The following is a 23,517-nucleotide window of genomic DNA, read 5'->3' on the forward strand; positions in this document are numbered from 1 at the left end:
TGGCGGTCTAGAGTCGATGTCTGCAGCAGCGTCGAGGAGCCGGCATGAGCAGCGCAGCACAGCGCCAGAACTACACCTTCTTCCATTCCCTGCGGGTTCGCTGGGCGGAGGTCGATCCGCAGGGCATCGTCTTCAACGGCAACTACCTGACCTATCTAGACGTCGCCACCACCGAGTACTACCGCCAGCTCGGCATGTCCTACCCGGCCGACCTGCTGCGCGGCGGAGGCGACCTGTTCGCGGTGAAGAGCACCCTGGAATACCGCGCCCCGGCGCATTTCGACGACTGGCTGGACATCGGCACCCGCGTGGCGCGGCTGGGGCGCAGCAGCCTGGTTTTCGAGCTGGGCATCTGGCGCGACGAGCAGCTGCTCACCGTCGGCGAGCTGGTCTACGTCTATGCGGATGCGAACGAGCGACAGAGCCAGCCCGTACCGGACTGGCTGCGCGAGAAGATCAGGGCGTTCGAGCGACAGTCGCCAGTGGAGTCAGGGACTCACGCCGAGTAGCTGGGAGAGCCGCGCGCGGTCGGCGGCATAGGTTCTTTCCGCCTCTTCGCGGGCCTTCTGGAAGCGCCCGATCTCACCCTGCAGGCGCTTTTCCTCCTGCTTGAGATCGTCCAGCTGGTCCACCAGCGCCTGCGCCACCGGACGTCCGGCACGCTCCTGGTTGGCCGCCTGGCCTTGCAGGTTGGCCTGTTGCAGCTTGAGCGACTGCAGGTTGCCGCGCGCCACGCTGCTCAGCCCGTCCAGTTCCGCCAGGCGCCGTTCGCGAGCGCGGTCGACGTCCTCGAGGCTGGAATACAGGCGCAGCAACTGCGCATCGGAACTGGCCTGGGCCTGGGCCGCCTTGCGCTGCCGCAGCTCCTCGGCGGTCGGCGCCGGCGGTACGGTGCGGATCACCCGGCCCTGGTCGTTGAGGACCTGGTAGCCCTTGCCGATGTACTGCGGCGGCACACCCTGGCGGTCGAGCACCACCACGCCCTTGTCGTTGACGTAGCGGTAAAGCTCCACCGCTCCGCCCGGCGCCGCCTGGGCGCCGAAGGAAAGCCCCTGGAGCACCAGCCCCAGGGCCATCAGGCAACGCATTACATCCTGTCCGACCATGCCAGTCCCTTGTGAAAGGTTCAGATACCGTATTGGGCGCGATAGGCCTCTACCGCCGGCAGATGCTTCTTCAGTTCAGCATCTTCGGCAAGATATTCCAGCACCTGCTCCAGGGAAACGATGCTCACCACCGGCATGCCGAAGTCGCGCTCGACCTCCTGGATCGCCGACAGCTCGCCCTTGCCGCGCTCCTGGCGGTTCAGCGCGATCAGCACGCCCGCGGCCCTGGCGCCCTGGGCGTCGATGATCTGCATCACTTCGCGGATCGCGGTGCCGGCGGTGATCACGTCGTCGATGATCAGCACCCGGCCGCTCAGCGGCGCGCCGACCAGCGTGCCGCCTTCGCCGTGGTCCTTGGCTTCCTTGCGGTTGAAGCACCAGGGCAGGTCGCGCTGGTGCTGCTCGGCGAGGGCCACCGCGGTGGTGGCGGCCAGGGGAATGCCCTTGTAGGCCGGGCCGAACAGGACGTCGAAGTCGATTCCGCTGTCGATCACCGCCTCGGCGTAGAAGCGTCCCAGGCGGGCCAGCGCCAGGCCGCTGTCGAACAGGCCGGCATTGAAGAAATAGGGGCTGGTGCGCCCGGACTTGAGGGTGAACTCACCGAAGCGCAGAACCCCGCGCTCGATGGCGAAACGAATGAAATCGCGCTGATACGCCTGCATGAATGACACCAAGCCGCATGAATTTAGCTAAACCGTTTGAGCTCGGGTATCATACACGCACGTGATTTTGGGGGCCATTTATGCGGATCATCAGTGTGAACGTGAATGGTATTCAGGCTGCGGCCGAGCGCGGTTTGCTCAGTTGGCTGCAAGCACAGAATGCCGACGTGATCTGCTTGCAGGACACCCGAGCCTCCGCCTTCGATCTGGATGACCCGTCCTTCCAACTGGACGGCTACTTCCTTTATGCCTGCGATGCCGAGCTACCCGAACAGGGCGGTGTCGCACTCTACAGCCGTTTGCAGCCCAAAGCTGTGATCAGCGGCTTAGGTTTCGAAACGGCCGATCGTTACGGGCGCTACCTGCAAGCCGACTTCGACAAGGTGAGTATCGCCACCCTGCTGCTGCCTTCCGGGCAGAGCGGAGACGAGAGCTTGAACCAGAAATTCAAGTTCATGGACGACTTCACCCATTACTTGAGCAAGCAGCGTCGCAAGCGCCGCGAATACATCTATTGCGGCTCGCTGTACGTCGCCCATCAGAAGATGGACGTGAAGAACTGGCGCGAATGCCAGCAGATGCCGGGCTTCCTCGCGCCCGAACGGGCCTGGCTGGACGAAGTGTTCGGCAACCTCGGCTATGCCGACGCCCTGCGCGAAGTCAGCCGCGAAGGCGACCAGTTCAGCTGGTGGCCGGACAGCGAACAGGCCGAGATGCTCAACCTCGGCTGGCGCTTCGACTACCAGGTGCTGACCCCCGGCCTGCGCCGCTTCGTGCGCAACGCCAAGCTGCCGCGCCAGCCGCGCTTCTCCCAGCATGCGCCGCTGATCGTCGACTACGACTGGCAATTGAGCATCTGAGCCCTGTCAGACACGAAAAAGCCGGCGCATGCGCCGGCTTTTCTATTCCACGTGCGACCTACTTGATCAGCCGCAGGCAGAACGGATAGCGATAGGCCTTGCCTTCGTTGGCCTTGATGCCGGCGATGATGGTCAACACCAGCGCCGCCAGGCAGACCAGGCCGAGCAGGAAGAAGCCGATCACCACCAGCATCAGCAGGAAGCTGACGAACATCGCCAGCGCCACGGTGATCTGGAAGTTCAGCGCTTCCTTGCCCTGGGCGTCGACGAACGGATCGCTCTCGCGCTTGAGTTGCCAGACGATCAGCGGCCCGAGCAGGCTGCCGAAGGGAAACACCAGGCCGATGAACGCCGCGAAATGGCAGAACATCGCCCATTGCCGGGCTTCCTGGCCGGGGGTCGCGGCGACCTCTTCGGATACATCGTTCATGTAGCGCTCCTTCTCCGGGGCCCGGCAGGCAGTGCCGGGCGTCTGCTCATTCGGCCAGCGCGGCGCGCTGAAGTTCGAACAGCTCCTGCATGCCCTGCTGGGCCAGTTCGAGCATGGCGTTCAGCTCGGCGGGACGGAACGGCGCGCCTTCGGCGGTTCCCTGCACCTCGATGAAGCCGCCGGCATCGGTCATCACTACGTTCAGGTCGGTTTCCGCGGCGGAATCCTCCAGGTAGTCCAGGTCGAGGACCGGCACGCCCTGGTAGATGCCCACGGAAACGGCGGCGACCATCTGCTTCAGCGGGTTGCCCTTGAGCGCGCCACGCTTCTTCAGCACCGCCAGGGCGTCGATCAACGCCACGGTGGCGCCGGTGATCGAGGCGGTGCGGGTGCCGCCGTCGGCCTGGATCACGTCGCAGTCGATGTACAGGGTGTTCTCGCCGAGCTTGCTGAGGTCCAGCGCCGCTCGCAGGGAACGGCCGATCAGGCGCTGGATCTCCAGGGTACGACCGCCCTGCTTGCCGCGGCTGGCCTCGCGCTGGTTACGCTCGCCGGTGGAGCGCGGCAGCATGCCGTACTCGGCGGTCAGCCAACCCTGGCCCTGGCCCTTGAGGAAGCGCGGCACCCCGGACTCTGCGCTGACGGTGCAGATCACCTTGGTATCGCCGAACTCGACCAGCACCGAACCTTCTGCGTGCTTGGTGTAATGGCGGGTGATGCGGATCGGGCGCAGCTGGTCGGCGGCACGGCCACTGGGACGATTCATCGTGGATATCCTGTACTGAGAAAGCGGAATTGGCCGCCATTATAGAGGCCAGCCCGGGCTCTCAACCACCGTCGGCGTGCGGGCCCCGCCGGACGTGGGTTACAATGCCCGGCTCGAATCACGGCAGCCGCGCGCGTCCGGCGCCGAACGCACTCCCCACACGACTATCGAGGTAGACCCATGGTGCACAGCATGACCGCCTTCGCCCGCGTCGAGCAGGCCGGTACCCACGGCACCCTGAGCTGGGAGCTGCGCTCGGTCAACCACCGTTACCTGGAGCCCCACCTGCGCCTGCCCGACGCCTTCCGCGACCTCGAAGGCGCGGTGCGCGAGGCGCTGCGCCAGGGCCTGTCGCGTGGCAAGGTGGAATGCACCCTGCGCTTCGCCGAGGAAACCGCCGGCAAGAGCCTGCAGGTCGACCAGGAGCGCGCCCGCCAACTGGTCGCCGCCGCCGAAGGCGTAGCCGCCCTGATCCGCCAGCCGGCGCCTCTCGATCCGCTCGCCGTGCTGGCCTGGCCCGGCGTACTGGTGGCCGACTCGGCCGATCCGCAGGCGCTCAACGCCGCCGCCCTGGAAGCCTTCGGCCAGGCCCTGGAGCAACTCAAGGCCGGCCGCTCGCGCGAAGGCCAGGAGCTGGCGAAGCTGCTCAACGATCGGCTCGACGCGATGCTGGTGGAAGTCGGCAACCTGCGCGAACTGGTGCCAACCATGCTGGCCAACCAGCGGCAGAAGATCCTCGACCGCTTCGCCGAACTCAAGGCCGAACTCGATCCGCAGCGCCTGGAGCAGGAACTGGTCCTGCTGGCGCAGAAGAGCGATGTCGCCGAGGAACTGGACCGCCTCGCCACCCACGTCGGCGAGGTCCGCCGGGTCCTCAAGGCCGGCGGCGCCGCCGGTCGGCGCCTGGACTTCCTGATGCAGGAACTCAACCGGGAAGCCAACACTCTAGGCTCCAAGGCGTTCGACCCGCGCTCGACCCAGGCGGCGGTCAACCTCAAGGTCCTGATCGAGCAGATGCGCGAGCAGGTCCAGAACATCGAATGACCGGCGGGCGCCTCCGCCCGATCTCTTTCCAACCCGTACGAAGCACCAGGAACACCTCATGTCCGGCACCCTGTACATCGTTTCCGCTCCCTCCGGCGCCGGCAAGACCAGCCTGGTGAAGGCCCTGCTCGACGCCGCCCCCGAGGTCCGCGTGTCCGTCTCCCATACCACCCGCGGCATGCGTCCGGGCGAGGTGGACGGGGTCAACTACCACTTCACCAGCCGCGAGGAATTCCTCGCCATGCTCGAACGCAACGAGTTCCTCGAGCACGCCGAAGTCTTCGGCAACCTCTACGGCACCTCGCAGCGCTGGGTCGAGAAAACCCTCGCCGAAGGCCTCGACCTGATCCTCGAGATCGACTGGCAGGGCGCCCAGCAGGTGCGCCGGCTGATGCCCGAGGCCCAATCGATCTTCATCCTCCCGCCGAGCCAGGAAGCCCTGCGCCAGCGCCTGACCAACCGCGGCCAGGACAGCGACGAGGTGATCGAGCGGCGCATGCGCGAAGCCGTCAGCGAAATGAGCCACTACGTGGAGTACGATCACCTGGTGATCAACGACGATTTCGCCCACGCCCTGGACGACCTCAAGGCGATCTTCCGCGCCCGCCAGTTGCGCCAGGACGCCCAGCAGCAACGCCACGCCGAACTGCTCGGTCGTCTGCTCGCCTAAATCGGCTCTTCCATAAAGATTGGCGATTTTTTAGACTATTCAGTCCGCCCGGCAAACGTCGGGCTCACTTTTCGTTACGAGGAACACCATGGCCCGCGTCACCGTTGAAGACTGCCTGGACAACGTCGATAACCGTTTCGAGCTGGTCATGCTCGCCACCAAGCGCGCCCGTCAGCTGGCTACCGGCGGCAAGGAGCCGAAAGTGGCCTGGGAAAACGACAAGCCGACCGTCGTCGCCCTGCGCGAGATCGCTTCCGGCCTGGTCGATGAGAACGTCGTCCAGCAGGAAGACATCGTCGAGGACGAACCGCTGTTCGCAGCGTTCGACGACGAGGCCAACACCGAGGCCCTGTAAGCCATGGCCTCGGCTCGACGTCGCCTGCGAGCGCCGCAACCCGCCTACGGGCAGGGGGTGAACCCTTGCCGGGCATAGACGCCTTCGCCGACAGACTGTCGAGCTACCTCGGGCCGGACCAGGTCAACCTGGTCCGCCGCGCCTACTACTACGCCGAGCAGGCCCACGACGGGCAACGCCGCCGCAGCGGCGAGCCGTACGTGACCCACCCGCTGGCGGTCTCCAACATCCTCGCCGACATGCACATGGACCATCAGAGCCTGATGGCCGCGATGCTGCACGACGTGATCGAGGACACCGGCATCGCCAAGGAAGCGCTCACCGCGCAGTTCGGCGAGACGGTTTCGGAACTGGTCGACGGGGTCAGCAAGCTGACCCAGATGAACTTCGAGACCAAGGCCGAGGCCCAGGCCGAGAACTTCCAGAAGATGGCCATGGCCATGGCCCGCGATATCCGCGTGATCCTGGTCAAGCTGGCCGACCGCCTGCACAACATGCGCACCCTCGAGGTGCTGTCCGGCGAGAAGCGCCGGCGCATCGCCAAGGAAACCCTGGAAATCTACGCGCCCATCGCCAACCGCCTGGGCATGCACACCATGCGCGTGGAGTTCGAGGACCTCGGTTTCAAGGCCATGCACCCGATGCGCGCCGAGCGCATCCGCCAGGCGGTGAAGAAGGCCCGCGGCAACCGCCGCGAGATCGTCGGCAAGATCCAGGAGTCGCTGGTCAACTGCCTCGCCCGCGAAGGCATGGAAGGCCAGGTGATCGGCCGCGAGAAGCACCTCTACAGCATCTACCAGAAGATGCGCGGCAAGCGTAAGGCGTTCAACGAGATCATGGACGTCTACGCCTTCCGCATCATCGTCGACAAGGTCGATACCTGCTATCGCGTACTGGGCGCCGTGCACAGCCTGTACAAGCCGTTCCCCGGACGCTTCAAGGACTACATCGCGATTCCCAAGGCCAACGGCTACCAGTCGCTGCATACCACCCTGTTCGGCATGCACGGGGTGCCCATCGAGATCCAGATCCGTACCCGCGAGATGGAGGAGATGGCCAACCACGGGATCGCCGCGCACTGGCTGTACAAGTCCAACGACGAGACGCCCAAGGGCACCCATGCCCGCGCCCGGCAATGGGTGAAGGGCGTGCTGGAACTGCAGCAGCGCGCCGGCAACTCGCTGGAATTCATCGAGAACGTGAAGATCGACCTGTTCCCGGACGAGGTCTACGTGTTCACGCCCAAGGGCCGCATCATGGAACTGCCCAAGGGTTCCACCGCGGTCGACTTCGCCTACGCGGTGCACACCGACGTCGGCAACAGTTGCATCGCCTGCCGCATCAACCGCCGCCTGGCGCCGCTCTCCGAGCCGTTGCAGAGCGGCCAGACGGTGGAAATCGTCACCGCCCCGGGCGCCCGGCCGAACCCGGCCTGGCTGAGCTTCGTGGTCACCGGCAAGGCGCGCACCCATATCCGCCATGCGCTCAAGCTGCAACGCCGCTCCGAGTCGATCAACCTCGGCGAGCGCCTGCTGAACAAGACCCTCACCGGCTTCGACAGCCACCTCGAGAAGATTCCCCAGGAACGCATCCAGGCCGTGCTCGCCGAGTACCGCATGGAAGTCTTCGAGGACCTGCTGGAAGAGATCGGCCTGGGCAACCGCATGGCCTACGTGGTCGCCCGCCGCCTGCTGTCCAGCGAGGGCGAGGAAGCGCCGAGCGCCGAGGGTCCGCTGGCGATCCGCGGCACCGAAGGCCTGGTCCTGAGCTACGCCAAGTGCTGCACGCCGATTCCCGGCGACCCGATCGTCGGCCACCTGTCCGCCGGCAAGGGCATGGTGGTGCACCTGGAAAGCTGCAAGAACATCAGCGAAGTACGCCACAACCCGGAAAAATGCATCCAGCTCAGCTGGGCCAAGGATGTCACCGGCGAATTCAATGTCGAACTGCGCGTCGAGCTGGAGCACCAGCGTGGCCTGATCGCCCTGCTCGCCACCAGCGTCAACGCGGCCGACGGCAACATCGAGAAGATCAGCATGGACGAGCGCGACGGTCGCATCAGCGTGGTCCAGCTGGTCGTCAGCGTGCACGATCGCGTCCACCTGGCCCGCGTCATCAAGAAGCTGCGCGCCCTCAAGGGAGTGATCCGGATCACCCGCCTGCGCAGCTGACCCGCTTTTTCCTGTGTCATCCGGCGCCCCCGCGCCCACTCGATTTCAGCAAGGAGTTCCCATGACCAAGACCGTTATCCACACCGACAACGCCCCGGCCGCCATCGGCACCTACTCCCAGGCCATCAAGGCCGGCAATACCGTCTACGTGTCCGGGCAGATCCCGCTGGACCCGAAGACCATGGAACTGGTGGAGGGCTTCGAGGAGCAGACCGTCCAGGTGTTCGAGAACCTCAAGGCGGTGATCGAGGCTTCCGGCGGCTACCTGCACGACGTCGCCAAGCTGAACATCTTCCTCACCGACCTGTCGCACTTCGCCAAGGTCAACGAGATCATGGGCCGCTACTTCACCCAGCCCTACCCGGCGCGCGCCGCCATCGGCGTGGCCGCCCTGCCGAAGGGCGCACAGGTGGAAATGGACGCCATCGTCGTCCTCGAGTAAGCCGGATGTTCGCGACGGGGCCCAAGGCCCCGTCGCTCTGCATGGAGTAGCACGATGCGCCGCGTGATTTTCCTCGCCGCAACCGCCACCCTGCTGGCCGGCTGCGCCGGCACGGCCGATCCGTCCGGCACCTGGATCAACCAGGCCGCGATCGACGCCGCGAGCAAGGACGGCAAGCTGCGCGAGGCCCTGCTCGCCTATGGCCCGAACCTGGAGTGGAAGCTCGACAGCAAGGCAGGCGAAGCCACCTTCAGCAACGGCTTCGAACTGGGCGAAGGGACCCTGAGCAAGAGCGATGACGAGCACTGGAAGGTTGCCTTCTATGGCGACGACAACCAGGAGAGCCTCGAACTGGACGGCAAGGAGCTGATCCAGCAGGCCAGCGCCAACGGCCCGGAACAGCGTTTCCGCCGTCTCGACCCGCAACCCGCGGCCAACAGCCCTGCCGGCAGCGGTTTCGAGCAGGCCTTGTACGGCAGCTATCTGAAGGGCAGCTGGAAGATCCGCGAAGGCCAGGGCCAGGGCGGCAAGGTCGAGTTCCAGGCCAATGGCCTGGTCAGCGGTCTGCCCGGCGCCGAACGCTACGCGTTGTGCCTGGCCGGCGATTGCGCGGCGATGAGCGGCGACAACGACAGCATCTGGCTGCAACAAGGCAACCGCGGCCGCGAATTGCTGTTCAGCCTCGACGACGACGAGCTGCAACTGTTCGAAGCGGTCAATACCGCCGGCGCCAACGAGATGCCCAGCTACGTGCCCGGCAAGCGCGTCTGGCTGCTGGAGCGCTGACGCCTCTCAGAGGGCGGCCAGCACCAGCCAGCCGCCCAGCGCCAGCAGCAGGACGCCGCACAGCCGGTCCAGCGCACCTACCCGCCGTTGCAACCAGCCGCGCCAGCGCGGCCTGTCCAGCAGGCGCACCAGCGCCATGTCCCAGCACAGCACCGCCAGGCTCATCCACGCCAGGCACAGGGCCAGTGCCCAGCCCGGCAGGCTGAAGCGCGCCAGCACGCCGAACAGCCCCGCATAGAAGATCGGCAGCTTGGGATTCAGGCTGCTCGCCAGCAGGCCGTCGCGCAGCCCGCGCAGATAGCCGCCGCGGGACGGGACGTCGCGCTGCGCCGGCATTTCCAGTCGCCTCTGCGCAAGCAGCGCCTGGCCCGCCAGCCAGAGGAAGTACAGTCCGCCGAGCGCCTGCAGCCAGCGCAAGGCGCTGTGCGCCGAGTCCGGCACGCTGGCCAGCAGGCCGAGCACCAGCAGCATGCTCAGGAGGTTGGCCAGGGCGATGCCGGCGGCCACCCCGTCGGCCTGGCGCCGGCCGCGCAGCAGGGCGGCGCGCACCAACAGGAAGAAGTCCGGCCCCGGCGACAGCAGGGCGGCGAAATGGGTACTGGCGACAAGGACGAACGCGGCGAACATGAAGGCCCCTCGAAACGCGAAGGCCTCCAGTCTGTGCAGCGCGGCGGGCGCCGTATTGGAAAAAACTCAGGTCTTGGCGCTGCGCCGGAACTGCCCCGGAGTGACCCCGGTGAAACGCCGGAAGGTCGTGGAGAAGTGCGCCTGGTCGTAGAAGCCGAGGTGCTGGGCGAGTTCCGCCAGCGGCCGTTCTTCCAGCAACAGGCGCTTGGCCTGGCGCACCCGGCATTGCAGTTGGTAGGTATGCGGCGGCACGCCGTAGGCACGCCGGAAAGCCTCGATCAGGTGGCGCGGATGGCGCTGCAGCAACTGCGCCAGTTGGTCCAGACCGAGCGCCTCGGTGGCATGCGCTTCCAGGTAATCGCGCAGGCGTGCGGTGGTTCCGCCGTCGCGGGGCGCCGCGGCCGCCGGGCGCAAGCCGCCGTGGCGCACGAAGACCTGTTCGAGCAAGGCCAGCAGGCGGCTTTCCAACCCCAATGCGTCGCTGCGCTGGAAGTCCTCGGCCAGTCGCGCCAGGCCAACCGCCACGCTGCCGTCGTCGGCCGGGTTCAGTTCGCCGAAGCCGCGCGGCAACTGTTTGCGGCCGAGCAGGCCGAGCAGGCGCGTTTCCTCGACATAGAGCATCCGGTAGACCAGCCGCTCGGATTCGGCGTGCCCGGTATGCGGCTCTTCCGGGTTCATCAGCGACAGGGTGCCGGCCGGCAGCGCATGGCGCCGCCCGCGGCACTGGTAGCCGCCGACGCCGTGGAGGATCGAGCCGATGGCGAAGGCCGAATGGCTGTGGCGGCCGAACGCCTGGCCGGAGAAGTCCGCATGGAACAGCTCCACGCCAGGCAGCCAGGGACGCGCCAACAACCGGTTGGCAGCCATCAGGCGTCCCCGAGCACCGCCGCATAGCCCTCGCGGTAGCTGGGATAGCGCGGCACCCAGCCGAGCGCCCGGGCGCGGCGGTTGCTGCAACGCTTGCTGCCGGCGCGGCGTACCGAATGTTCGTCGGCCCATTGGCTGACGCCCAGGCGCTGGCGCAGGTAGTCGACCACCTCGTGCATCGCCACGGGCGCGTCGTCGACACCGATGTAGCAGTCCTCCAGCGCCTGGCCGCCGGCATCGGCGCGCAACAGGAAGGCCAGCAGCCCGGCCGCATCGTCGGCGTGGATCCGGTTGGCATACAGCGGCGGCTCGCTGACCACCCGGTAACCCTGGCGCACCTGGTTGAGCAGCCACTCCCGCCCCGGACCGTAGATGCCGGCCAGGCGCACGCGGGTAGCCGGTATCCCGCTGTCCAGCGCGACCTGCTCGGCGTCGAGCATGATCCGTCCGGAATAGGCCTGGGAAAGCGCCGGCGACTCCTCGTCGATCCAGCCGCCATCGGTCTGCGCGTAGACCCCGGTGCTGGAGACGAACAGCAGGCGCCTGGGCCGCTGGCCGCGGGCCTGCAACCAGCCCAGCACATGGCGCAGGCCGTCGACGTAGGCGGCACGGTAGCCAGCCTCGTCGTGCTGACTGGCGGCGGCGCTGTACACCAGGTAGTCGAGCGGCTCGCTCGGCCACTGCGCGGGACACTCCGGAGCCTGCAGATCGCCAGCCACCGGCAGGATTCCCTGCGGCAAGGCGTCCACCGAGCGACGCAGGCCATGGACCCGCCAGCCATCGGCCAGCAGCGCCTCGCCGAGGCGCCCGCCGACATCGCCGCAGCCGGCGATCATCACTGTTTGCGACATGAAGCCGTCTCCTTCCTACAACAAGGCGGGCAGTGTAGGCGTCGAATCGTCTGCAATGCACGCCCGATCATGCCCCCGGAGGTTGGTTCGCGGCGGTGCAGCCGCTATGCTTGGCCGATCTTAACGGATGAGCAGCCATGACCCTCACCGAACTGCGCTACATCGTCACCCTCGCCCAGGAACAACACTTCGGCCGCGCCGCCGAGCGTTGCCACGTCAGCCAACCGACCCTCTCGGTCGGCGTGAAGAAGCTCGAGGACGAGCTGGGGGTGCTGATCTTCGAGCGCAGCAAGAGCGCCGTGCGCCTGACGCCAGTGGGCGAAGGCATCGTCGCCCAGGCGCAGAAGGTCCTCGAACAGGCCCAGGGCATCCGCGAGCTGGCCCAGGCTGGCAAGAACCAGCTGGCCGCGCCGCTGAAGGTCGGCGCCATCTACACCATCGGACCGTACCTGTTCCCGCACCTGATTCCCCAGCTGCACCGGGTCGCGCCGCAGATGCCGCTGTACATCGAGGAGAACTTCACCCATATCCTCCGCGACAAGCTGCGCACCGGCGAACTCGACGCGATCATCATCGCCCTGCCGTTCCAGGAAGCCGACGTCCTGACCAAGCCGCTGTTCGACGAGCCTTTCTATGTGCTGATGCCGGCCGACCACCCCTGGACCGCCAAGGCCAGCATCGATTCCGAGCTGCTCAACGACAAGAGCCTGCTCCTGCTCGGCGAAGGCCACTGCTTCCGCGACCAGGTGCTGGAAGCCTGCCCGACCGTGCGCAAGGGCGACGAGAACAAGCACACCACGGTGGAGTCCTCGTCGCTGGAGACCATCCGCCACATGGTCGCCTCCGGACTGGGCGTCTCGGTGCTGCCGTTCTCCGCGGTGGACAGCCACCACTACGCCCCGGGCGTCATCGAAGTGCGCCCGTTCAGCGCGCCGGTGCCGTTCCGTACCGTTGCCATCGCCTGGCGCGCCAGTTTCCCGCGTCCACGCGCCATCGAAGTGCTGGCCGACTCGATCCGCCTGTGCTCGGTGGCCCGCCCGCAAACCCAGGAACAACCGCAAATCGCATGACCGAGCTGTCCAGGGTCCCGGTCACCGCGCTAAAGGGCGTAGGCGCCGCGCTGGCGGAGAAGCTCGCTCGGGTAGGCCTGGAAACCCTGCAGGACATCCTGTTCCACCTGCCCCTGCGCTACCAGGACCGTACCCGCGTCACCGCCATCGGCGCACTGCGGCCAGGGGCCGACGCGGTGGTCGGGGGCGTGGTGGCCGGCGCCGACGTGGTGATGGGGCGCCGCCGCAGCCTGCTGGTGCGCCTACAGGACGGCAGCGGCACCCTGAGCCTGCGCTTCTACCATTTCAGCCAGGCGCAGAAGGACGGCCTCAAGCGCGGCACCCACCTGCGCTGCTACGGCGAAGTCCGGCCGGGTGCATCGGGCCTGGAGATCTACCATCCGGAATACCGCGCGCTGAACGGCGACGAACCGATTCCGGTGGAGCAGACCCTGACGCCGATCTACCCGACTACCGAAGGACTCACCCAGCAGCGCCTGCGCCAGTTGAGCCAACAGGCCCTGGCCATGCTCGGTCCCAGCAGCCTGCCCGACTGGCTGCCGGCGGAACTGGCCCGCGATTACCAACTTGGCCCGCTCGACCAGGCGATCCGCTACCTGCACCGGCCGCCGCCGGATGCCGACATCGAGGAACTGGCCGAAGGCCGGCACTGGGCGCAGTTGCGCCTGGCCTTCGAAGAACTGCTGACCCACCAGTTATCCCTGCAGCGCCTGCGCGAAGCCGTGCGTTCGCAGGCAGCGCCGCGCTTGCCGGCGGCCAGCCGCTTGCCGAAACGCTTCCTTGCCAACCTCGGCTTCCAGCCGACCGGCGCGCAACGCCGGGTCGGCGCGGAGATCGCCTACGACCTGGCCCAGGACGAACCGATGCTGCGCCTGGTGCAAGGCGACGTCGGCGCCGGCAAGACCGTGGTCGCCGCCCTCGCCGCCCTGCAAGCCATAGAGGCCGGCTACCAGGTGGCGCTGATGGCGCCGACCGAGATCCTCGCCGAGCAGCATTTCCTCAACTTCAGCAAGTGGCTCCAGCCGCTGGACATCGAAGTCGCCTGGCTGGCCGGCAAGCTCAAGGGCAAGGCCCGCGCGGCGGCACTGGAACGCATCGGCGACGGCGCGCCGATGGTGGTCGGCACCCACGCGCTGTTCCAGGATGAAGTGAAATTCAAGCGCCTTGCACTGGCGATCATCGACGAACAGCACCGCTTCGGCGTGCAGCAGCGCCTGGCCCTGCGCCAGAAGGGCGTGGACGGCAGGCTCTGCCCGCACCAGTTGATCATGACCGCCACGCCGATCCCGCGGACCCTGGCGATGAGCGCCTATGCCGACCTCGACACCTCGATCCTCGACGAGCTGCCGCCCGGGCGTACCCCGGTGAATACCGTGCTGGTGGCCGACAGCCGCCGTATCGAGGTGATCGAGCGAGTCCGCGCGGCTTGCCGCGAAGGGCGCCAGGCCTACTGGGTGTGTACCCTGATCGAAGAGTCCGAGGAACTTACCTGCCAGGCCGCCGAGACCACCTACGAAGAGCTTTCCTCGGCGCTGGGCGAACTGCGCGTCGGCCTGATCCACGGGCGCATGAAGCCGGCGGACAAGGCTGTGGTGATGGAGGCCTTCAAGGAAGGCATGTTGCAACTGCTGGTGGCGACCACGGTGATCGAGGTCGGCGTCGACGTGCCCAACGCCAGCCTGATGATCATCGAGAACCCTGAGCGCCTTGGCCTGGCCCAACTGCACCAGTTGCGCGGCCGGGTTGGCCGGGGCAGCGCCGCCAGCCACTGCGTGCTGCTCTACCACCCACCGCTGTCGCAGATCGGCCGCGAGCGGCTGGGCATCATGCGCGAAACCAGCGACGGCTTCGTCATCGCCGAGAAGGACCTGGAATTGCGCGGCCCCGGCGAAATGCTCGGCACCCGCCAGACCGGCCTGCTGCAATTCAAGGTCGCCGACCTGATGCGCGACGCAGATCTGCTGCCGGCGGTCCGCGATGCCGCCCAATCCCTCCTGGCGCACTGGCCGCAGCATGTCAGCCCGCTGCTCGAACGGTGGTTGCGCCACGGCCAGCAATACGGTCAAGTGTGATCTATTTCGCTCTCGCTGACCGGCGTAGGTCTCAGTCTTGAAGCAGCTCTGGTTATACTGAGGGAAAATCCAGCTCGCATGGTCTCGTCATGACAGAAGCCGCCCTGGCCTCCGCCGATGCTCCTCACGCCCCCCAGGTCATCCTCCAGCTGCTCGCCAAGCTAGGCATCGCCTGCCGCGAGGTCAGCGACAGCACGGAGCTGCCTGCCGCCCGCCGGGTCCAGGCGGTGCTGCTGGACGACGCCGTCGGCACCCTGCTGGTGCTGTTCCCGCAGAGCCAGTTGCTGGACCTCGCCCGGCTCACCGAACTGACCGGCCGCAAGCTGCTGGCGATCGAGCCCGAGCGCCTGGAACGAATGCTCGGCAAGCACGAGTTGCACCGCCTGCCGGCGTTGCCGCCCCTGACCAGTTCGCCCTGCCTGTACGACGAGCGCCTGTTGCAGGAACCGCGCCTGCTGATCGAGTCCGGCCAGCCCGGCATCCTCCTGGAGATCGCCAGCAACGACTTCCGCGGCCTGCTGGGCAAGGCCAGCGCCGCGCGCTTCGGCGAACCGCTGGAAAACATCAACCTGAACCTTGACCGCCCGGACGATGACCGCGCGGAAATCAGCCAGGCCGTGCAGGCCTTCACCGCCCGGCGCATCCAGCAGCGCCTGGAGCAGACCATCGAGATTCCACCGCTGCCGCAGACGGCGCAGAAGATCATCAAGCTGCGGGTCGACCCCAACGCCAGCGTCGACGACATCACCGGCCTGGTGGAAACCGATCCGGCGCTCGCCGCCCAGGTGGTCAGTTGGGCGGCCTCGCCCTACTACGCCGCGCCGGGCAAGATCCGCTCGGTGGAAGACGCGATCGTCCGCGTCCTCGGTTTCGACCTGGTGATCAACCTGGCCCTCGGCCTCGCCCTGGGCAAGAGCCTGAGCCTGCCCAAGGACCAGCCGCAGCAGGCCACGCCCTACTGGCAGCAGGCGATCTACACCGCCGCGGTGATCGAGGGCCTGACCCGCGCCATGCCACGCGAACTGCGCCCGGAGTCCGGCCTGAGCTACCTGGGCGGCCTGCTGCACAATTTCGGTTACCTGGTCCTGGCGCATGTCTTCCCGCCGCATTTCTCGCTGATCTGCCGGCACCTGGAGGTCAACCCGCACCTCGGCCATGCCTACATCGAACAGCACCTGCTGGGGATCACCCGCGAGCAGATCGGCGCCTGGCTGATGCGCGTCTGGGACATGCCTGACGACCTCTATTGCGCCCTGCGCTTCCAGCAGGACCCCAGCTACACCGGGCCGAACGCGGTCTACGCCAACCTGATCTGCCTGACCAACCGGTTGCTGCGCAACAGCGGCATCGGCGATGGCCCGCAGCAAGCGATTCCGGCGGCATTGTACGAGCGCCTGGGGATCACCCCGGAGAAGGCCGGGGACGCCGTGAAAAAGGTGCTGGAAGCGGAAGCGGCCCTGCGCGAACTGGCGGCCCAGTTCAATCGCTTGCCGGGATGACCGGGTAGTCCGCCGCGAAACGCACTACCGAAAGGCTGCGGCCGCAGCCCGGATGAGATCGAAAGCCGCCCTCAGGCGGCTTTCTTCTCCGGAGCCTTCTTCTTCGGCTTGAGGTACTTCACCAGACCCTGGAACCAGATCACCAGCGCCGGATTGCCCTGTATCTGGATGTCCTTGTTCTGGATGCCCTGCATGAAGGCCAACTGCGGGTTCTTCGAAGTCATCGCGGCGAAACCGTAGGCTCCGTCCTTGAACCCCAGGGAAAATGCCGGTTGCGGATGGGTACCGCGCTTGCTGCTGACGCGCAGGTCCCTGACCAGGTAGTGGCGCGCCACCTTGCCATCGAGGGTATGCAACTGGAACACCAGGTCCTTGCCCTCGAGCTGCTTCTGGAAAGCGGGATTGTCGCGGCTGGCCTTGGCCATCAGGCGACCAAGCATCCACAGGAGAAGACGAAATTTCATGCACGCGCCTCGATATCCGGGGAGATGAGCGGCGCATTGTAGCTGTTCGCGAGGAGGACTACAGCTGTCCTTTCGATGAGCGCGGAAGCGTCTTCGACGAAGCCCGGAGCCGCTCTGACTCCGGGCTCTCGGCGGTCAGTTGACCGCGTCGCGCAGGGCCTTGCCCGGCTTGAAGGCGACGGTGTTGCTGGCCTTGATCTTCACCGGCTGGCCGGTCTGCGGGTTCTTCCCCGTGCGGGCTCCGCGATGGCGTTGCAGGAAGGTGCCGAAACCGACCAGGGTCACGCTGTCCTTGCGGTTCAGCGCGCCGGTGATTTCATCCAACAGGGCGTTGAGAACGCGATTGGCCTGTTCCTTGGTGAGATCGGCCTTTTCGGCGATAGCGGCGGCTAGTTCTGGTTTACGCATAGTTGCCTCTTTGACGGTTTGTTGTTTTTGTGTCCGTGCTGTCTTCCCAGCAGCGCTCAAAGGCACCGCAGTCCACCGGAACCATAGGCTCTAGACTGCGGTAGACGCGATGGAGGATGGCATGCTCCCGAGGACTGCGCCAGTATCGTCCGACAATTTTGCCGCAAGTCTCGACGGCATAACGGCCGGAACCAATGGCATTCAAGCCATGAGGCCGGGTAACTCTTTGTTCAGGGCCAATTTTTCGTTCACCGCCGCTCCGGTCAGGGCATAACCGATCACTCGACCAGCGGTATCCCGGCACAGGACCTTGAGGTCCGTTCCAGAGCCTTCCACTAGCCATTGGCCATCCATTCCGCGCGGCGGCGGCGACACCACCAGCGGGCAGGCCGGGGTCTTCACCGTCACCGGCATGGGACCGTAGGCCACCTGGCTGGGGTTGCCGGCGAGGGTCTGCGCCAGCGCGCGTGCGCAAGCCATCAGCGGCATCACATAGAGCAGGTTGAGGCCGTCCACTTCGGCGCAGTCGCCCAGCGCGTAGATGTTGGCGTGGGAGGTGCGCAGCGAGCGGTCGACGACGATCCCGCGGTTGACCGCCAGCCCGGCGGCGAAGGCCAGTTCGGTGCGCGGACGCAGGCCGACGGCGGAGACCACCAGGTCGCAGGGAATCACCTCGCCATCCGAAAGATGCGCTTCCAGCCCCTCGCCGGCCTTCTTCAGGCTGGCCAGCACCGGCCCCAGGTGGAAGCGCACGCCAAGGCCTTCCAGGCCGGCCTGCACGGCCTTTGCCGCGGCCGGGTGGAGCAGGCCCGGCATGACCTGCTCGCAAGGCGCCACCACGTCGAGCTGGTAGCCGCCGCTGGAGAGGTCGTTGGCGAATTCGCAACCGATCAGCCCCGCACCGAGCAGCAGTACCCGGCGCTTGCCGGCAGCCGCCTGGCGGAAGCGCGCGTAGTCTTCCAGGTCGTTGATCGGGTAGAGCGCGTCCTGGGCATCGCCCTCGACCGGCACCCGGATCGGCTCCGCGCCCCAGGCCAGGACCAGGTCGCGATAACGCACCTCTTCCTCGCCGATCCAGATCCGCTGATGGCCCGGATCGATACCGGTGACCCGGGTATGGGTCAGGATGCGCGCGTTCAGTTGCTCGGCCATGGCGCCCGGTTCGGCCATGGCCAGGCCGTCGGCGTCCTTGTTCTTCGAGAAGCCGGTAGAGAGCATCGGCTTGGAATAGGAACGGCCGTCGTCGGCGGTGATCATCAGCAGCGGCGTCTCGCCGTCCAGCTTGCGCCACTCGCGGGCCAGGTTGTAGCCCGCCAGGCCGGTTCCGATGATTACCAGGGGCGCACGCTCGCTCATTTCCGTTCCTCTGTGATTGCCGGCGCCGGGCGCCGCTTCTGTGGATTTCGCTCAGGCGATCTCGATCATCTCGAAATCGATCTTGCCGACACCGCAGTCCGGGCAGACCCAGTCCGCCGGGATGTCCTCCCAACGGGTTCCCGCCGGAATGCCTTCTTCGGGCAGGCCCAGGGCTTCGTCGTAGATGAAGCCGCAGACCACGCATTGCCACTTGCGCATAGCCACCCTCCTCGTTCGTCGAACCTAGCTCAGCGTCGGTGGCCGGCCAACGGCAAGGCTGCCGAGCGTTCCCGGCAGGACAGTCAATGACCGGACCCAAGCCCCAAGGATAACCCCTGGACGGCCGCTGGCCAGGCATGAAAAAAGGCGGCCAGGGCCGCCTTCTTCGCCGGCGAGCGGGGCTCAGCCGATTTCGATCATCTCGAAGTCCAGCTTGCCGACGCCGCAGTCGGGGCACAGCCAGTCTTCAGGCACGTCTTCCCAGCGCGTTCCCGCCTCGATGCCTTCTTCCGGCCAGCCTTTGGCCTCGTCATAGATCAGTCCACACACCACGCATTGCCACTTCTTCATTGTTTACCTCGGGCGGGTTACCACGGTTCAGCGCCGGCAACCTATAACAAATCCACCCTGTCCGCCAACCTGCCCGAAAGGCAAGGTGGTGCCGAACGGGCCAACCAAAGATGGGTGGTGCCCACCGGTCGCCTCACAGCCCCTCGGCTCCGATCCGCGCCACCTGGGCGTCCTCTTCGGCGCGTACGCCGGAAACCCCGACCGCGCCGACCACCTGTCCGTCCACCAGGATCGGCACGCCGCCCTCCAGGGTGGCCTGCAGCAGCGGCACCGAGAGGAAGGCACTGCGTCCGCCGTTGATCATGTCCTCGTAGCGCTTCGTTTCCCGGCGCCCGAGGGCGGCGCTGCGGGCCTTTTCCGTCGCGATGTAGGCACCGATCGGCGCGCAGCCGTCGAGGCGCTCCAGCGCCAGCGGGTGGCCGCCGTCGTCGACCACCGCGATGCTCACCGCCCAGCCTTGGCGCTGTGCCTCCTCGCGGGCCGCGCCAAGGACGCGGGCGACCTCCTCGCGGCCGAGTACCGGCTTGCTGTGCATGGTTTCACTCTCCTCCGGGCAAGGCCTGGTCGAGCAGCTCGATCCAGTGGCGTACCGGGGTCCGTCCGGCCCCGTCGAGATGGGCCTGGCAACCGACGTTGGCCGTGGCGATGACATCCGGCGCGCCGCTTTCCAGGGCGTCCAGGCGGTTGTCGCGCAGACGCCGGGACAGCGCCGGCTGGGTCAGCGAGTAGGTGCCGGCGGACCCGCAGCAGAGATGACCGTCGGCCACCTCGGTGAGATGGAAGCCCAGTCGCCGCAGCACCGCCTCCACGGCCCCGCCCAGTCGTTGCGCGTGCTGCAGTGTGCAGGGGCAGTGGAATGCCAGGCGCTGGTCGCAGCGCAGGCCGAGGGACTCCAGCGGCTCGTCGCGAAGCACTTCCACCAGGTCGCGGGCAGCGGCGGCGACCTCGCGCGCCTTGTCCGCGTACCGTGGGTCGTCGCGCAGCAGGTAGGCGTAGTCCTTGACGAAGGCGCCGCAGCCGCTGGCGGTCTGCACGATGGCCTCGGCACCCTCGCGCAGCAACGGCCACCAGGCGTCGATATTGCGCCGCGCGCGCTGGCGGCCGCGCTCCTGCGCATCCAGGTGGAAATCCAGCGCGCCGCAGCAGCCGGCCGCGGCCGCCGGCGTCACGCTGATTCCCAGGCGGTCCAGAACCCGCGCGGCGGCGGCGTTGGTATTCGGCGACAGCGCCGGCTGCACGCAACCTTCGAGCAGCAGCACGCGCCGCGCATGCCGGGGCTGCGGCCGCCTGCCCGGCGCCGCGACCCGACGTGGCAGCTTGCCCTGCATCGCCTCAGGCAGCAGAGGCCTCAGCCGCCCGGCAGCGCCGGCCAGCACGCCGAACAACCCCGGGCGCGGGGCCAGCAGGCGCAGCCCGTCGCGCAGCAGGCGTTGCCGGAAGCCGCGCGGCAGGCGTTCGGCGAGGAGGTCGCGGCCGATATCCAGCAGCTTGTGGTACTCGACTCCGGACGGGCAGGTGGTTTCGCAGTTGCGGCAGCTCAGGCAGCGATCGAGGTGCAGGCGGGTGCGCTCGCTGGCCTCGTCGCGCTCGAGGAACTGCTTGATCAGGTAGATCCGTCCGCGCGGGCCGTCGAGTTCGTCGCCCAGCTCCTGGTAGGTCGGGCAGGTGGCGTTGCAGAAACCGCAGTGCACGCAGCTGCGCAGGATGCGCTCGGCTTCGGCGGCCTCGGCGCGTTGCCGGGCGGAATCGCAGAGGTTGGTTTGCATCGCGCCTCCTCAGAGTTCGGCGTACATCCGCCCGGGATTGAAGATGCCCTGCGGGTCGAGCTGGCGTTTGAGTGCCCGGTGCAGACCGAGCAGTCCAGGCGGTAGCGGCTGGAACGGCGCATCGAGATGGCCGGCGCGGTAGCAGGTGGCGTGACCGCCATGGGCGGCGGCCCACGCGCGGATGTCCGCGGCCGGCGCGTCGCTCTTCAGCCAGCGCAGCGCCCCGCCCCAGTCCAGCAACTGACGACCGGGCAACGGCGTCTCCGGCGCCAGCGCCGGCAGCGACAGGCGCCAGAGCGGTCGCGGGTCGTCGAAGAACGGCAGGCGCTGCTCGCGCAGGTCGGCCCAGAAGCCGTCCTCGAGCGCTTCGCCACCGAGGCGGTCGCGCGCCGAGCGTACCGAGCCCTCGCCGCCCTCCAGGCGCAGGCGCAGGGCTTCGCCGTCGTGGCAGGCCGCACTGATCGGCAATGGCTGGCCTCCCCACTCGGCCAGCTTGCGCAACGCCGTCGCCACCGGCAGGTCCAGGCTCAGGCCGGCCTGGCAGCGCGGCATGGGCAGCACCTTGAAGGACACTTCGGTGACCACCCCGAGGCAACCGAAGCTGCCCGCCAGCAACCGCGACAGGTCGTAGCCGGCGACGTTCTTCATCACCTCGCCGCCGAAGCGCAGGTGGGTGCCCAGGCCACTGATCAGCCGCGTGCCGAGGACGAAATCGCGTACCGCTCCCGCCCAGGGCCGGCGCGGTCCGGACAGGCCGCTGGCGAGCACCCCGCCGACCGTCGCCCGGCCGCCGAAACCCGGCGCCTCGCAGGCAAGCATCTGCCCGCCGCGCGCCAGCACGGCCTGTAGCTCGTCCAGCGGCGTACCGGCGCGGGCGGTGATCACCAGTTCGCAGGGATCGTAGGCGACGATCCCGCGGTGTTCGGCGAGCGCCAGCGGTTCGCCCGCGACCGGCCTGCCGAGGAACGCCTTGCTATCGCCGCCGACGATGCGCAGCGGCGCGCGCCGCGCCAGGGCGTCGCGGACCCGCTCGAGCAGCGCGCCGGCATGGTCGGCGCCAGCGTCCGGATCGAAATACGGCTGGCTCATCAGAAACGCTCCAGTTCGGGGAACGGCAGTCGACCGTGGTGGACGTGCATGGCGCCGAACTCGGCGCAGCGATGCAGGGTGGGCACGTTCTTGCCGGGATTGAGCAGCCCGGCCGGGTCGAACGCCGCCTTCACGGCGTGGAACAGGGTCAGCTCGTCGGCATTGAACTGAGCGCACATCTGGTTGATCTTCTCGCGGCCGACGCCATGTTCGCCGGTGATGCTGCCGCCTACCGCCACGCACAACTCGAGGATCCTGCCGCCCAGCGCTTCGGCGCGCTCCAGCTCGCCCGGCAGGTTGGCGTCGAAGAGGATCAGCGGGTGCATGTTGCCGTCGCCGGCGTGGAATACGTTGGCCACCCGCAGGCCGTATTCGCGCGAAAGCTCGGCGATGCCATGCAGCACCCGCGGCAGCTCGCGGCGCGGGATGCTGCCGTCCATGCAGTAGTAATCGGGGGAAATCCGCCCGACCGCCGGAAACGCATTCTTGCGCCCGGCCCAGAAGCGCTGGCGCTCGGCCTCGTCTTGGGCCTGTCGCACCGAGGTGGCGCCAGCCGCCTCGAACAGCTCGCGGACCCGCTCGCAATCCTCGTGCACGTCGGCTTCCACGCCATCCAGTTCGCAGAGCAGGATCGCCGCCGCGTCGACCGGATAGCCGGCATGGATGAAGTCCTCGGCGGCGCGGATCGACAGGTTGTCCATCATTTCCAGCCCGGCCGGGACGATGCCGGCACCGATCAGGTCGGCCACCGCCCGCCCGGCGCTTTCCACATCGTCGAAGCTGGCCAGCAGGACCTTCGCCACCGGCGGGCGCGGCAACAGCCTGACGGTGACCTCCACCACCACGCCGAGCAGCCCTTCGGAGCCGGTGAACAGAGCCAGCAGGTCGAAGCCGGCGCTGTCCAGGGCGCTGGACCCCAGGCTCAGGCGCTCGCCTTCCAGGGTCACGATGTCCACCTGCAACAGGTTGTGCACGGTCAGGCCGTACTTCAGGCAATGCACGCCGCCGGCGTTCTCCGCGACATTGCCGCCGATGGAGCAGGCGATCTGCGAGGACGGGTCCGGTGCGTAGTACAGACCATGAGGGGCAGCGGCCTGGGAGATCGCCAGGTTGCGCACGCCAGGCTGGACCCGGGCGAAACGACCCAGCGGATCGATCTCGAGGATCCGCCGGAAACGCGCCATCACCAGCAGCACGCCGTTCTCCAGCGGCAGCGCGCCGCCGGACAGGCCGGTGCCGGCACCGCGCGCCACGACCGGCACCTTCAGCCGATGGCAGAGGGCGAGCAGGCCCTGAACCTGTTCGATGCGTTCCGGCAATGCCACCAGCAACGGCGTGCAGCGATACGCCGAGAGTCCGTCGCACTCGTAGGGACGCAGGTCTTCCGCGGCGTGCAGCAGTTCGAGGTCGGGCAGGCGGAGGCGCAACTCGGCCAGCAGGCCATCCTTGTCCACCTGCGGCAGCGGACCGTCCAGACGCTCGTCGTAGAGGATGTTCATGGCGGCTGTCCTTGTTGTGGTTGTCGGCGGGATCAGCAAGCGTCCACAGCCTGTACCGCGCGGACGCCGGGGTCCAGCAGGCGTCTA

General features: G+C 67.4%; 27 protein-coding genes. 11 read left to right on the forward strand and 16 right to left on the reverse strand.

From position 1 onward, the window contains the following. Positions 1–44 precede the first annotated feature (44 nt). Positions 45–509, forward strand: coding sequence for an acyl-CoA thioesterase (locus tag M6E97_RS23715; RefSeq protein WP_003096582.1), 465 nt, complete (start codon positions 45–47; stop codon positions 507–509). On the opposite strand, the gene M6E97_RS23720 is transcribed toward M6E97_RS23715, so the two are convergent. After that, a complete protein-coding gene (locus tag M6E97_RS23720) occupies positions 489–1,106 on the reverse strand; it encodes a hypothetical protein (protein ID WP_003136264.1) in 618 nt (205 codons plus the stop codon). The genes M6E97_RS23715 and M6E97_RS23720 overlap by 21 nt on opposite strands. Positions 1,107–1,126: 20 nt before the next feature. Further along, entirely contained in the window at positions 1,127–1,768 is a 642-nt protein-coding gene (pyrE, locus tag M6E97_RS23725) for an orotate phosphoribosyltransferase (protein WP_003096586.1), read from the reverse strand. Positions 1,769–1,848: 80 nt separating this feature from the next. Between pyrE and M6E97_RS23730 the strand changes: the two genes are divergently transcribed. Beyond that, a complete protein-coding gene (locus M6E97_RS23730; RefSeq protein WP_003098313.1) occupies positions 1,849–2,628 on the forward strand; it encodes an exodeoxyribonuclease III in 780 nt (259 codons plus the stop codon). 58 nt (positions 2,629–2,686) lie between these two features. On the opposite strand, the gene M6E97_RS23735 is transcribed toward M6E97_RS23730, so the two are convergent. Together M6E97_RS23735 and rph are read right to left on the reverse strand one after the other, a co-directional pair. Then, complete coding sequence (locus M6E97_RS23735; RefSeq protein WP_003096590.1) at positions 2,687–3,058, reverse strand: DUF4870 domain-containing protein; 372 nt, start codon at positions 3,056–3,058, stop codon at positions 2,687–2,689. 46 nt (positions 3,059–3,104) lie between these two features. Further along, positions 3,105–3,824, reverse strand: coding sequence for a ribonuclease PH (gene rph / locus M6E97_RS23740; RefSeq protein ID WP_003096595.1), 720 nt, complete (start codon positions 3,822–3,824; stop codon positions 3,105–3,107). 180 nt (positions 3,825–4,004) lie between these two features. Between rph and M6E97_RS23745 the strand changes: the two genes are divergently transcribed. From M6E97_RS23745 to M6E97_RS23770, 6 genes are all read left to right on the forward strand, one after another. Then, positions 4,005–4,868: a YicC/YloC family endoribonuclease gene (locus M6E97_RS23745; RefSeq protein ID WP_003096599.1), complete on the forward strand. Its 864-nt coding sequence runs from the start codon at positions 4,005–4,007 to the stop codon at positions 4,866–4,868. Between the two features lie 58 nt (positions 4,869–4,926). Continuing rightward, positions 4,927–5,538 (forward strand): guanylate kinase, encoded by a 612-nt coding sequence (gene gmk / locus M6E97_RS23750; RefSeq protein ID WP_003098317.1) that lies wholly within the window; start codon positions 4,927–4,929, stop codon positions 5,536–5,538. Between the two features lie 88 nt (positions 5,539–5,626). Further along, positions 5,627–5,893, forward strand: coding sequence for a DNA-directed RNA polymerase subunit omega (gene rpoZ / locus M6E97_RS23755; protein ID WP_003096602.1), 267 nt, complete (start codon positions 5,627–5,629; stop codon positions 5,891–5,893). 65 nt (positions 5,894–5,958) lie between these two features. Beyond that, entirely contained in the window at positions 5,959–8,064 is a 2,106-nt protein-coding gene (gene spoT / locus M6E97_RS23760) for a bifunctional GTP diphosphokinase/guanosine-3',5'-bis pyrophosphate 3'-pyrophosphohydrolase (protein ID WP_003096603.1), read from the forward strand. A gap of 61 nt (positions 8,065–8,125) precedes the next feature. Next, positions 8,126–8,506: a RidA family protein gene (locus M6E97_RS23765; RefSeq protein WP_003096609.1), complete on the forward strand. Its 381-nt coding sequence runs from the start codon at positions 8,126–8,128 to the stop codon at positions 8,504–8,506. Positions 8,507–8,560: 54 nt separating this feature from the next. Beyond that, entirely contained in the window at positions 8,561–9,292 is a 732-nt protein-coding gene (locus tag M6E97_RS23770) for a hypothetical protein (RefSeq protein ID WP_031757073.1), read from the forward strand. 6 nt (positions 9,293–9,298) lie between these two features. Here the strand turns inward: M6E97_RS23770 and M6E97_RS23775 are convergent, their stop codons facing one another. The 3 genes from M6E97_RS23775 to M6E97_RS23785 form a co-directional block, all read right to left on the reverse strand. Next, entirely contained in the window at positions 9,299–9,919 is a 621-nt protein-coding gene (locus M6E97_RS23775) for a LysE family translocator (RefSeq protein ID WP_003096613.1), read from the reverse strand. 66 nt (positions 9,920–9,985) lie between these two features. Then, entirely contained in the window at positions 9,986–10,786 is an 801-nt protein-coding gene (locus tag M6E97_RS23780) for an AraC family transcriptional regulator (protein WP_003096615.1), read from the reverse strand. Further along, positions 10,786–11,637: an SDR family oxidoreductase gene (locus M6E97_RS23785; protein ID WP_003121310.1), complete on the reverse strand. Its 852-nt coding sequence runs from the start codon at positions 11,635–11,637 to the stop codon at positions 10,786–10,788. Before M6E97_RS23785 ends, M6E97_RS23780 begins: the two co-directional genes overlap by 1 nt. Positions 11,638–11,774: 137 nt before the next feature. Between M6E97_RS23785 and oxyR the strand changes: the two genes are divergently transcribed. The 3 genes from oxyR to M6E97_RS23800 all read left to right on the forward strand — a co-directional run bounded on the left by oxyR (position 11,775) and on the right by M6E97_RS23800 (position 16,278). After that, complete coding sequence (oxyR, locus tag M6E97_RS23790; protein WP_003096622.1) at positions 11,775–12,707, forward strand: oxidative stress transcriptional regulator OxyR; 933 nt, start codon at positions 11,775–11,777, stop codon at positions 12,705–12,707. Beyond that, positions 12,704–14,779 (forward strand): ATP-dependent DNA helicase RecG, encoded by a 2,076-nt coding sequence (recG, locus tag M6E97_RS23795; RefSeq protein WP_033938975.1) that lies wholly within the window; start codon positions 12,704–12,706, stop codon positions 14,777–14,779. Before oxyR ends, recG begins: the two co-directional genes overlap by 4 nt. Before the next feature lie 89 nt (positions 14,780–14,868). Beyond that, a complete protein-coding gene (locus M6E97_RS23800) occupies positions 14,869–16,278 on the forward strand; it encodes an aminoacyl-tRNA deacylase and HDOD domain-containing protein (protein ID WP_033938976.1) in 1,410 nt (469 codons plus the stop codon). A 71-nt stretch (positions 16,279–16,349) separates the two neighbouring features. Here M6E97_RS23800 and M6E97_RS23805 read toward each other — a convergent pair whose 3' ends face one another. The 9 genes from M6E97_RS23805 to glcD all read right to left on the reverse strand — a co-directional run bounded on the left by M6E97_RS23805 (position 16,350) and on the right by glcD (position 23,430). Continuing rightward, the gene (locus M6E97_RS23805) at positions 16,350–16,742 is read right to left on the reverse strand and encodes a hypothetical protein (protein WP_003096629.1); all 393 of its coding nucleotides are present in this window, start codon (positions 16,740–16,742) and stop codon (positions 16,350–16,352) included. Between the two features lie 135 nt (positions 16,743–16,877). Beyond that, positions 16,878–17,150: an HU family DNA-binding protein gene (locus M6E97_RS23810; RefSeq protein WP_003096630.1), complete on the reverse strand. Its 273-nt coding sequence runs from the start codon at positions 17,148–17,150 to the stop codon at positions 16,878–16,880. 201 nt (positions 17,151–17,351) lie between these two features. Continuing rightward, positions 17,352–18,506 carry a rubredoxin-NAD(+) reductase AlkT gene (gene alkT / locus M6E97_RS23815; protein ID WP_003114369.1) on the reverse strand — a complete coding sequence of 385 codons (1,155 nt, stop codon included), beginning with the start codon at positions 18,504–18,506 and terminating at the stop codon, positions 17,352–17,354. 51 nt (positions 18,507–18,557) lie between these two features. Continuing rightward, positions 18,558–18,725, reverse strand: coding sequence for a rubredoxin (locus M6E97_RS23820; protein ID WP_003098329.1), 168 nt, complete (start codon positions 18,723–18,725; stop codon positions 18,558–18,560). Positions 18,726–18,908: 183 nt separating this feature from the next. Further along, positions 18,909–19,076: a rubredoxin gene (locus tag M6E97_RS23825; protein WP_003098330.1), complete on the reverse strand. Its 168-nt coding sequence runs from the start codon at positions 19,074–19,076 to the stop codon at positions 18,909–18,911. 133 nt (positions 19,077–19,209) lie between these two features. Further along, entirely contained in the window at positions 19,210–19,611 is a 402-nt protein-coding gene (locus M6E97_RS23830; RefSeq protein ID WP_003096637.1) for a heme-binding protein, read from the reverse strand. A 4-nt stretch (positions 19,612–19,615) separates the two neighbouring features. After that, the gene (gene glcF / locus M6E97_RS23835) at positions 19,616–20,842 is read right to left on the reverse strand and encodes a glycolate oxidase subunit GlcF (protein WP_014604123.1); all 1,227 of its coding nucleotides are present in this window, start codon (positions 20,840–20,842) and stop codon (positions 19,616–19,618) included. A gap of 9 nt (positions 20,843–20,851) precedes the next feature. Further along, the gene (gene glcE, locus M6E97_RS23840; RefSeq protein WP_003136272.1) at positions 20,852–21,931 is read right to left on the reverse strand and encodes a glycolate oxidase subunit GlcE; all 1,080 of its coding nucleotides are present in this window, start codon (positions 21,929–21,931) and stop codon (positions 20,852–20,854) included. After that, entirely contained in the window at positions 21,931–23,430 is a 1,500-nt protein-coding gene (gene glcD / locus M6E97_RS23845; protein WP_003136273.1) for a glycolate oxidase subunit GlcD, read from the reverse strand. Before glcD ends, glcE begins: the two co-directional genes overlap by 1 nt. Positions 23,431–23,517: the final 87 nt, after the last annotated feature.

This window comes from Pseudomonas sp. B111 (genome assembly GCF_026428275.1).
Lineage (GTDB): Bacteria > Pseudomonadota > Gammaproteobacteria > Pseudomonadales > Pseudomonadaceae > Pseudomonas > Pseudomonas aeruginosa.

What these genes read in the sequence shown, in the direction of transcription:
- pyrE (WP_003096586.1), bottom strand. Translation starts at nt 1,768, where the DNA reads ATGCAGGCGTATCAGCGCGATTTCATTCGTTTCGCCATCGAGCGCGGG.
- glcE (WP_003136272.1), bottom strand. Translation starts at nt 21,931, where the DNA reads ATGAGCCAGCCGTATTTCGATCCGGACGCTGGCGCCGACCATGCCGGC.
- rpoZ (WP_003096602.1), top strand. Translation starts at nt 5,627, where the DNA reads ATGGCCCGCGTCACCGTTGAAGACTGCCTGGACAACGTCGATAACCGT.
- M6E97_RS23715 (WP_003096582.1), top strand. Translation starts at nt 45, where the DNA reads ATGAGCAGCGCAGCACAGCGCCAGAACTACACCTTCTTCCATTCCCTG.
- glcD (WP_003136273.1), bottom strand. Translation starts at nt 23,430, where the DNA reads ATGAACATCCTCTACGACGAGCGTCTGGACGGTCCGCTGCCGCAGGTG.
- M6E97_RS23805 (WP_003096629.1), bottom strand. Translation starts at nt 16,742, where the DNA reads ATGAAATTTCGTCTTCTCCTGTGGATGCTTGGTCGCCTGATGGCCAAG.
- alkT (WP_003114369.1), bottom strand. Translation starts at nt 18,506, where the DNA reads ATGAGCGAGCGTGCGCCCCTGGTAATCATCGGAACCGGCCTGGCGGGC.
- M6E97_RS23810 (WP_003096630.1), bottom strand. Translation starts at nt 17,150, where the DNA reads ATGCGTAAACCAGAACTAGCCGCCGCTATCGCCGAAAAGGCCGATCTC.
- gmk (WP_003098317.1), top strand. Translation starts at nt 4,927, where the DNA reads ATGTCCGGCACCCTGTACATCGTTTCCGCTCCCTCCGGCGCCGGCAAG.
- rph (WP_003096595.1), bottom strand. Translation starts at nt 3,824, where the DNA reads ATGAATCGTCCCAGTGGCCGTGCCGCCGACCAGCTGCGCCCGATCCGC.
- M6E97_RS23780 (WP_003096615.1), bottom strand. Translation starts at nt 10,786, where the DNA reads ATGGCTGCCAACCGGTTGTTGGCGCGTCCCTGGCTGCCTGGCGTGGAG.
- M6E97_RS23830 (WP_003096637.1), bottom strand. Translation starts at nt 19,611, where the DNA reads ATGCACAGCAAGCCGGTACTCGGCCGCGAGGAGGTCGCCCGCGTCCTT.
- M6E97_RS23820 (WP_003098329.1), bottom strand. Translation starts at nt 18,725, where the DNA reads ATGCGCAAGTGGCAATGCGTGGTCTGCGGCTTCATCTACGACGAAGCC.
- M6E97_RS23720 (WP_003136264.1), bottom strand. Translation starts at nt 1,106, where the DNA reads ATGGTCGGACAGGATGTAATGCGTTGCCTGATGGCCCTGGGGCTGGTG.
- glcF (WP_014604123.1), bottom strand. Translation starts at nt 20,842, where the DNA reads ATGCAAACCAACCTCTGCGATTCCGCCCGGCAACGCGCCGAGGCCGCC.
- oxyR (WP_003096622.1), top strand. Translation starts at nt 11,775, where the DNA reads ATGACCCTCACCGAACTGCGCTACATCGTCACCCTCGCCCAGGAACAA.
- M6E97_RS23735 (WP_003096590.1), bottom strand. Translation starts at nt 3,058, where the DNA reads ATGAACGATGTATCCGAAGAGGTCGCCGCGACCCCCGGCCAGGAAGCC.
- M6E97_RS23825 (WP_003098330.1), bottom strand. Translation starts at nt 19,076, where the DNA reads ATGAAGAAGTGGCAATGCGTGGTGTGTGGACTGATCTATGACGAGGCC.
- M6E97_RS23800 (WP_033938976.1), top strand. Translation starts at nt 14,869, where the DNA reads ATGACAGAAGCCGCCCTGGCCTCCGCCGATGCTCCTCACGCCCCCCAG.
- M6E97_RS23785 (WP_003121310.1), bottom strand. Translation starts at nt 11,637, where the DNA reads ATGTCGCAAACAGTGATGATCGCCGGCTGCGGCGATGTCGGCGGGCGC.
- M6E97_RS23765 (WP_003096609.1), top strand. Translation starts at nt 8,126, where the DNA reads ATGACCAAGACCGTTATCCACACCGACAACGCCCCGGCCGCCATCGGC.
- recG (WP_033938975.1), top strand. Translation starts at nt 12,704, where the DNA reads ATGACCGAGCTGTCCAGGGTCCCGGTCACCGCGCTAAAGGGCGTAGGC.
- M6E97_RS23745 (WP_003096599.1), top strand. Translation starts at nt 4,005, where the DNA reads ATGGTGCACAGCATGACCGCCTTCGCCCGCGTCGAGCAGGCCGGTACC.
- M6E97_RS23730 (WP_003098313.1), top strand. Translation starts at nt 1,849, where the DNA reads ATGCGGATCATCAGTGTGAACGTGAATGGTATTCAGGCTGCGGCCGAG.
- M6E97_RS23775 (WP_003096613.1), bottom strand. Translation starts at nt 9,919, where the DNA reads ATGTTCGCCGCGTTCGTCCTTGTCGCCAGTACCCATTTCGCCGCCCTG.
- M6E97_RS23770 (WP_031757073.1), top strand. Translation starts at nt 8,561, where the DNA reads ATGCGCCGCGTGATTTTCCTCGCCGCAACCGCCACCCTGCTGGCCGGC.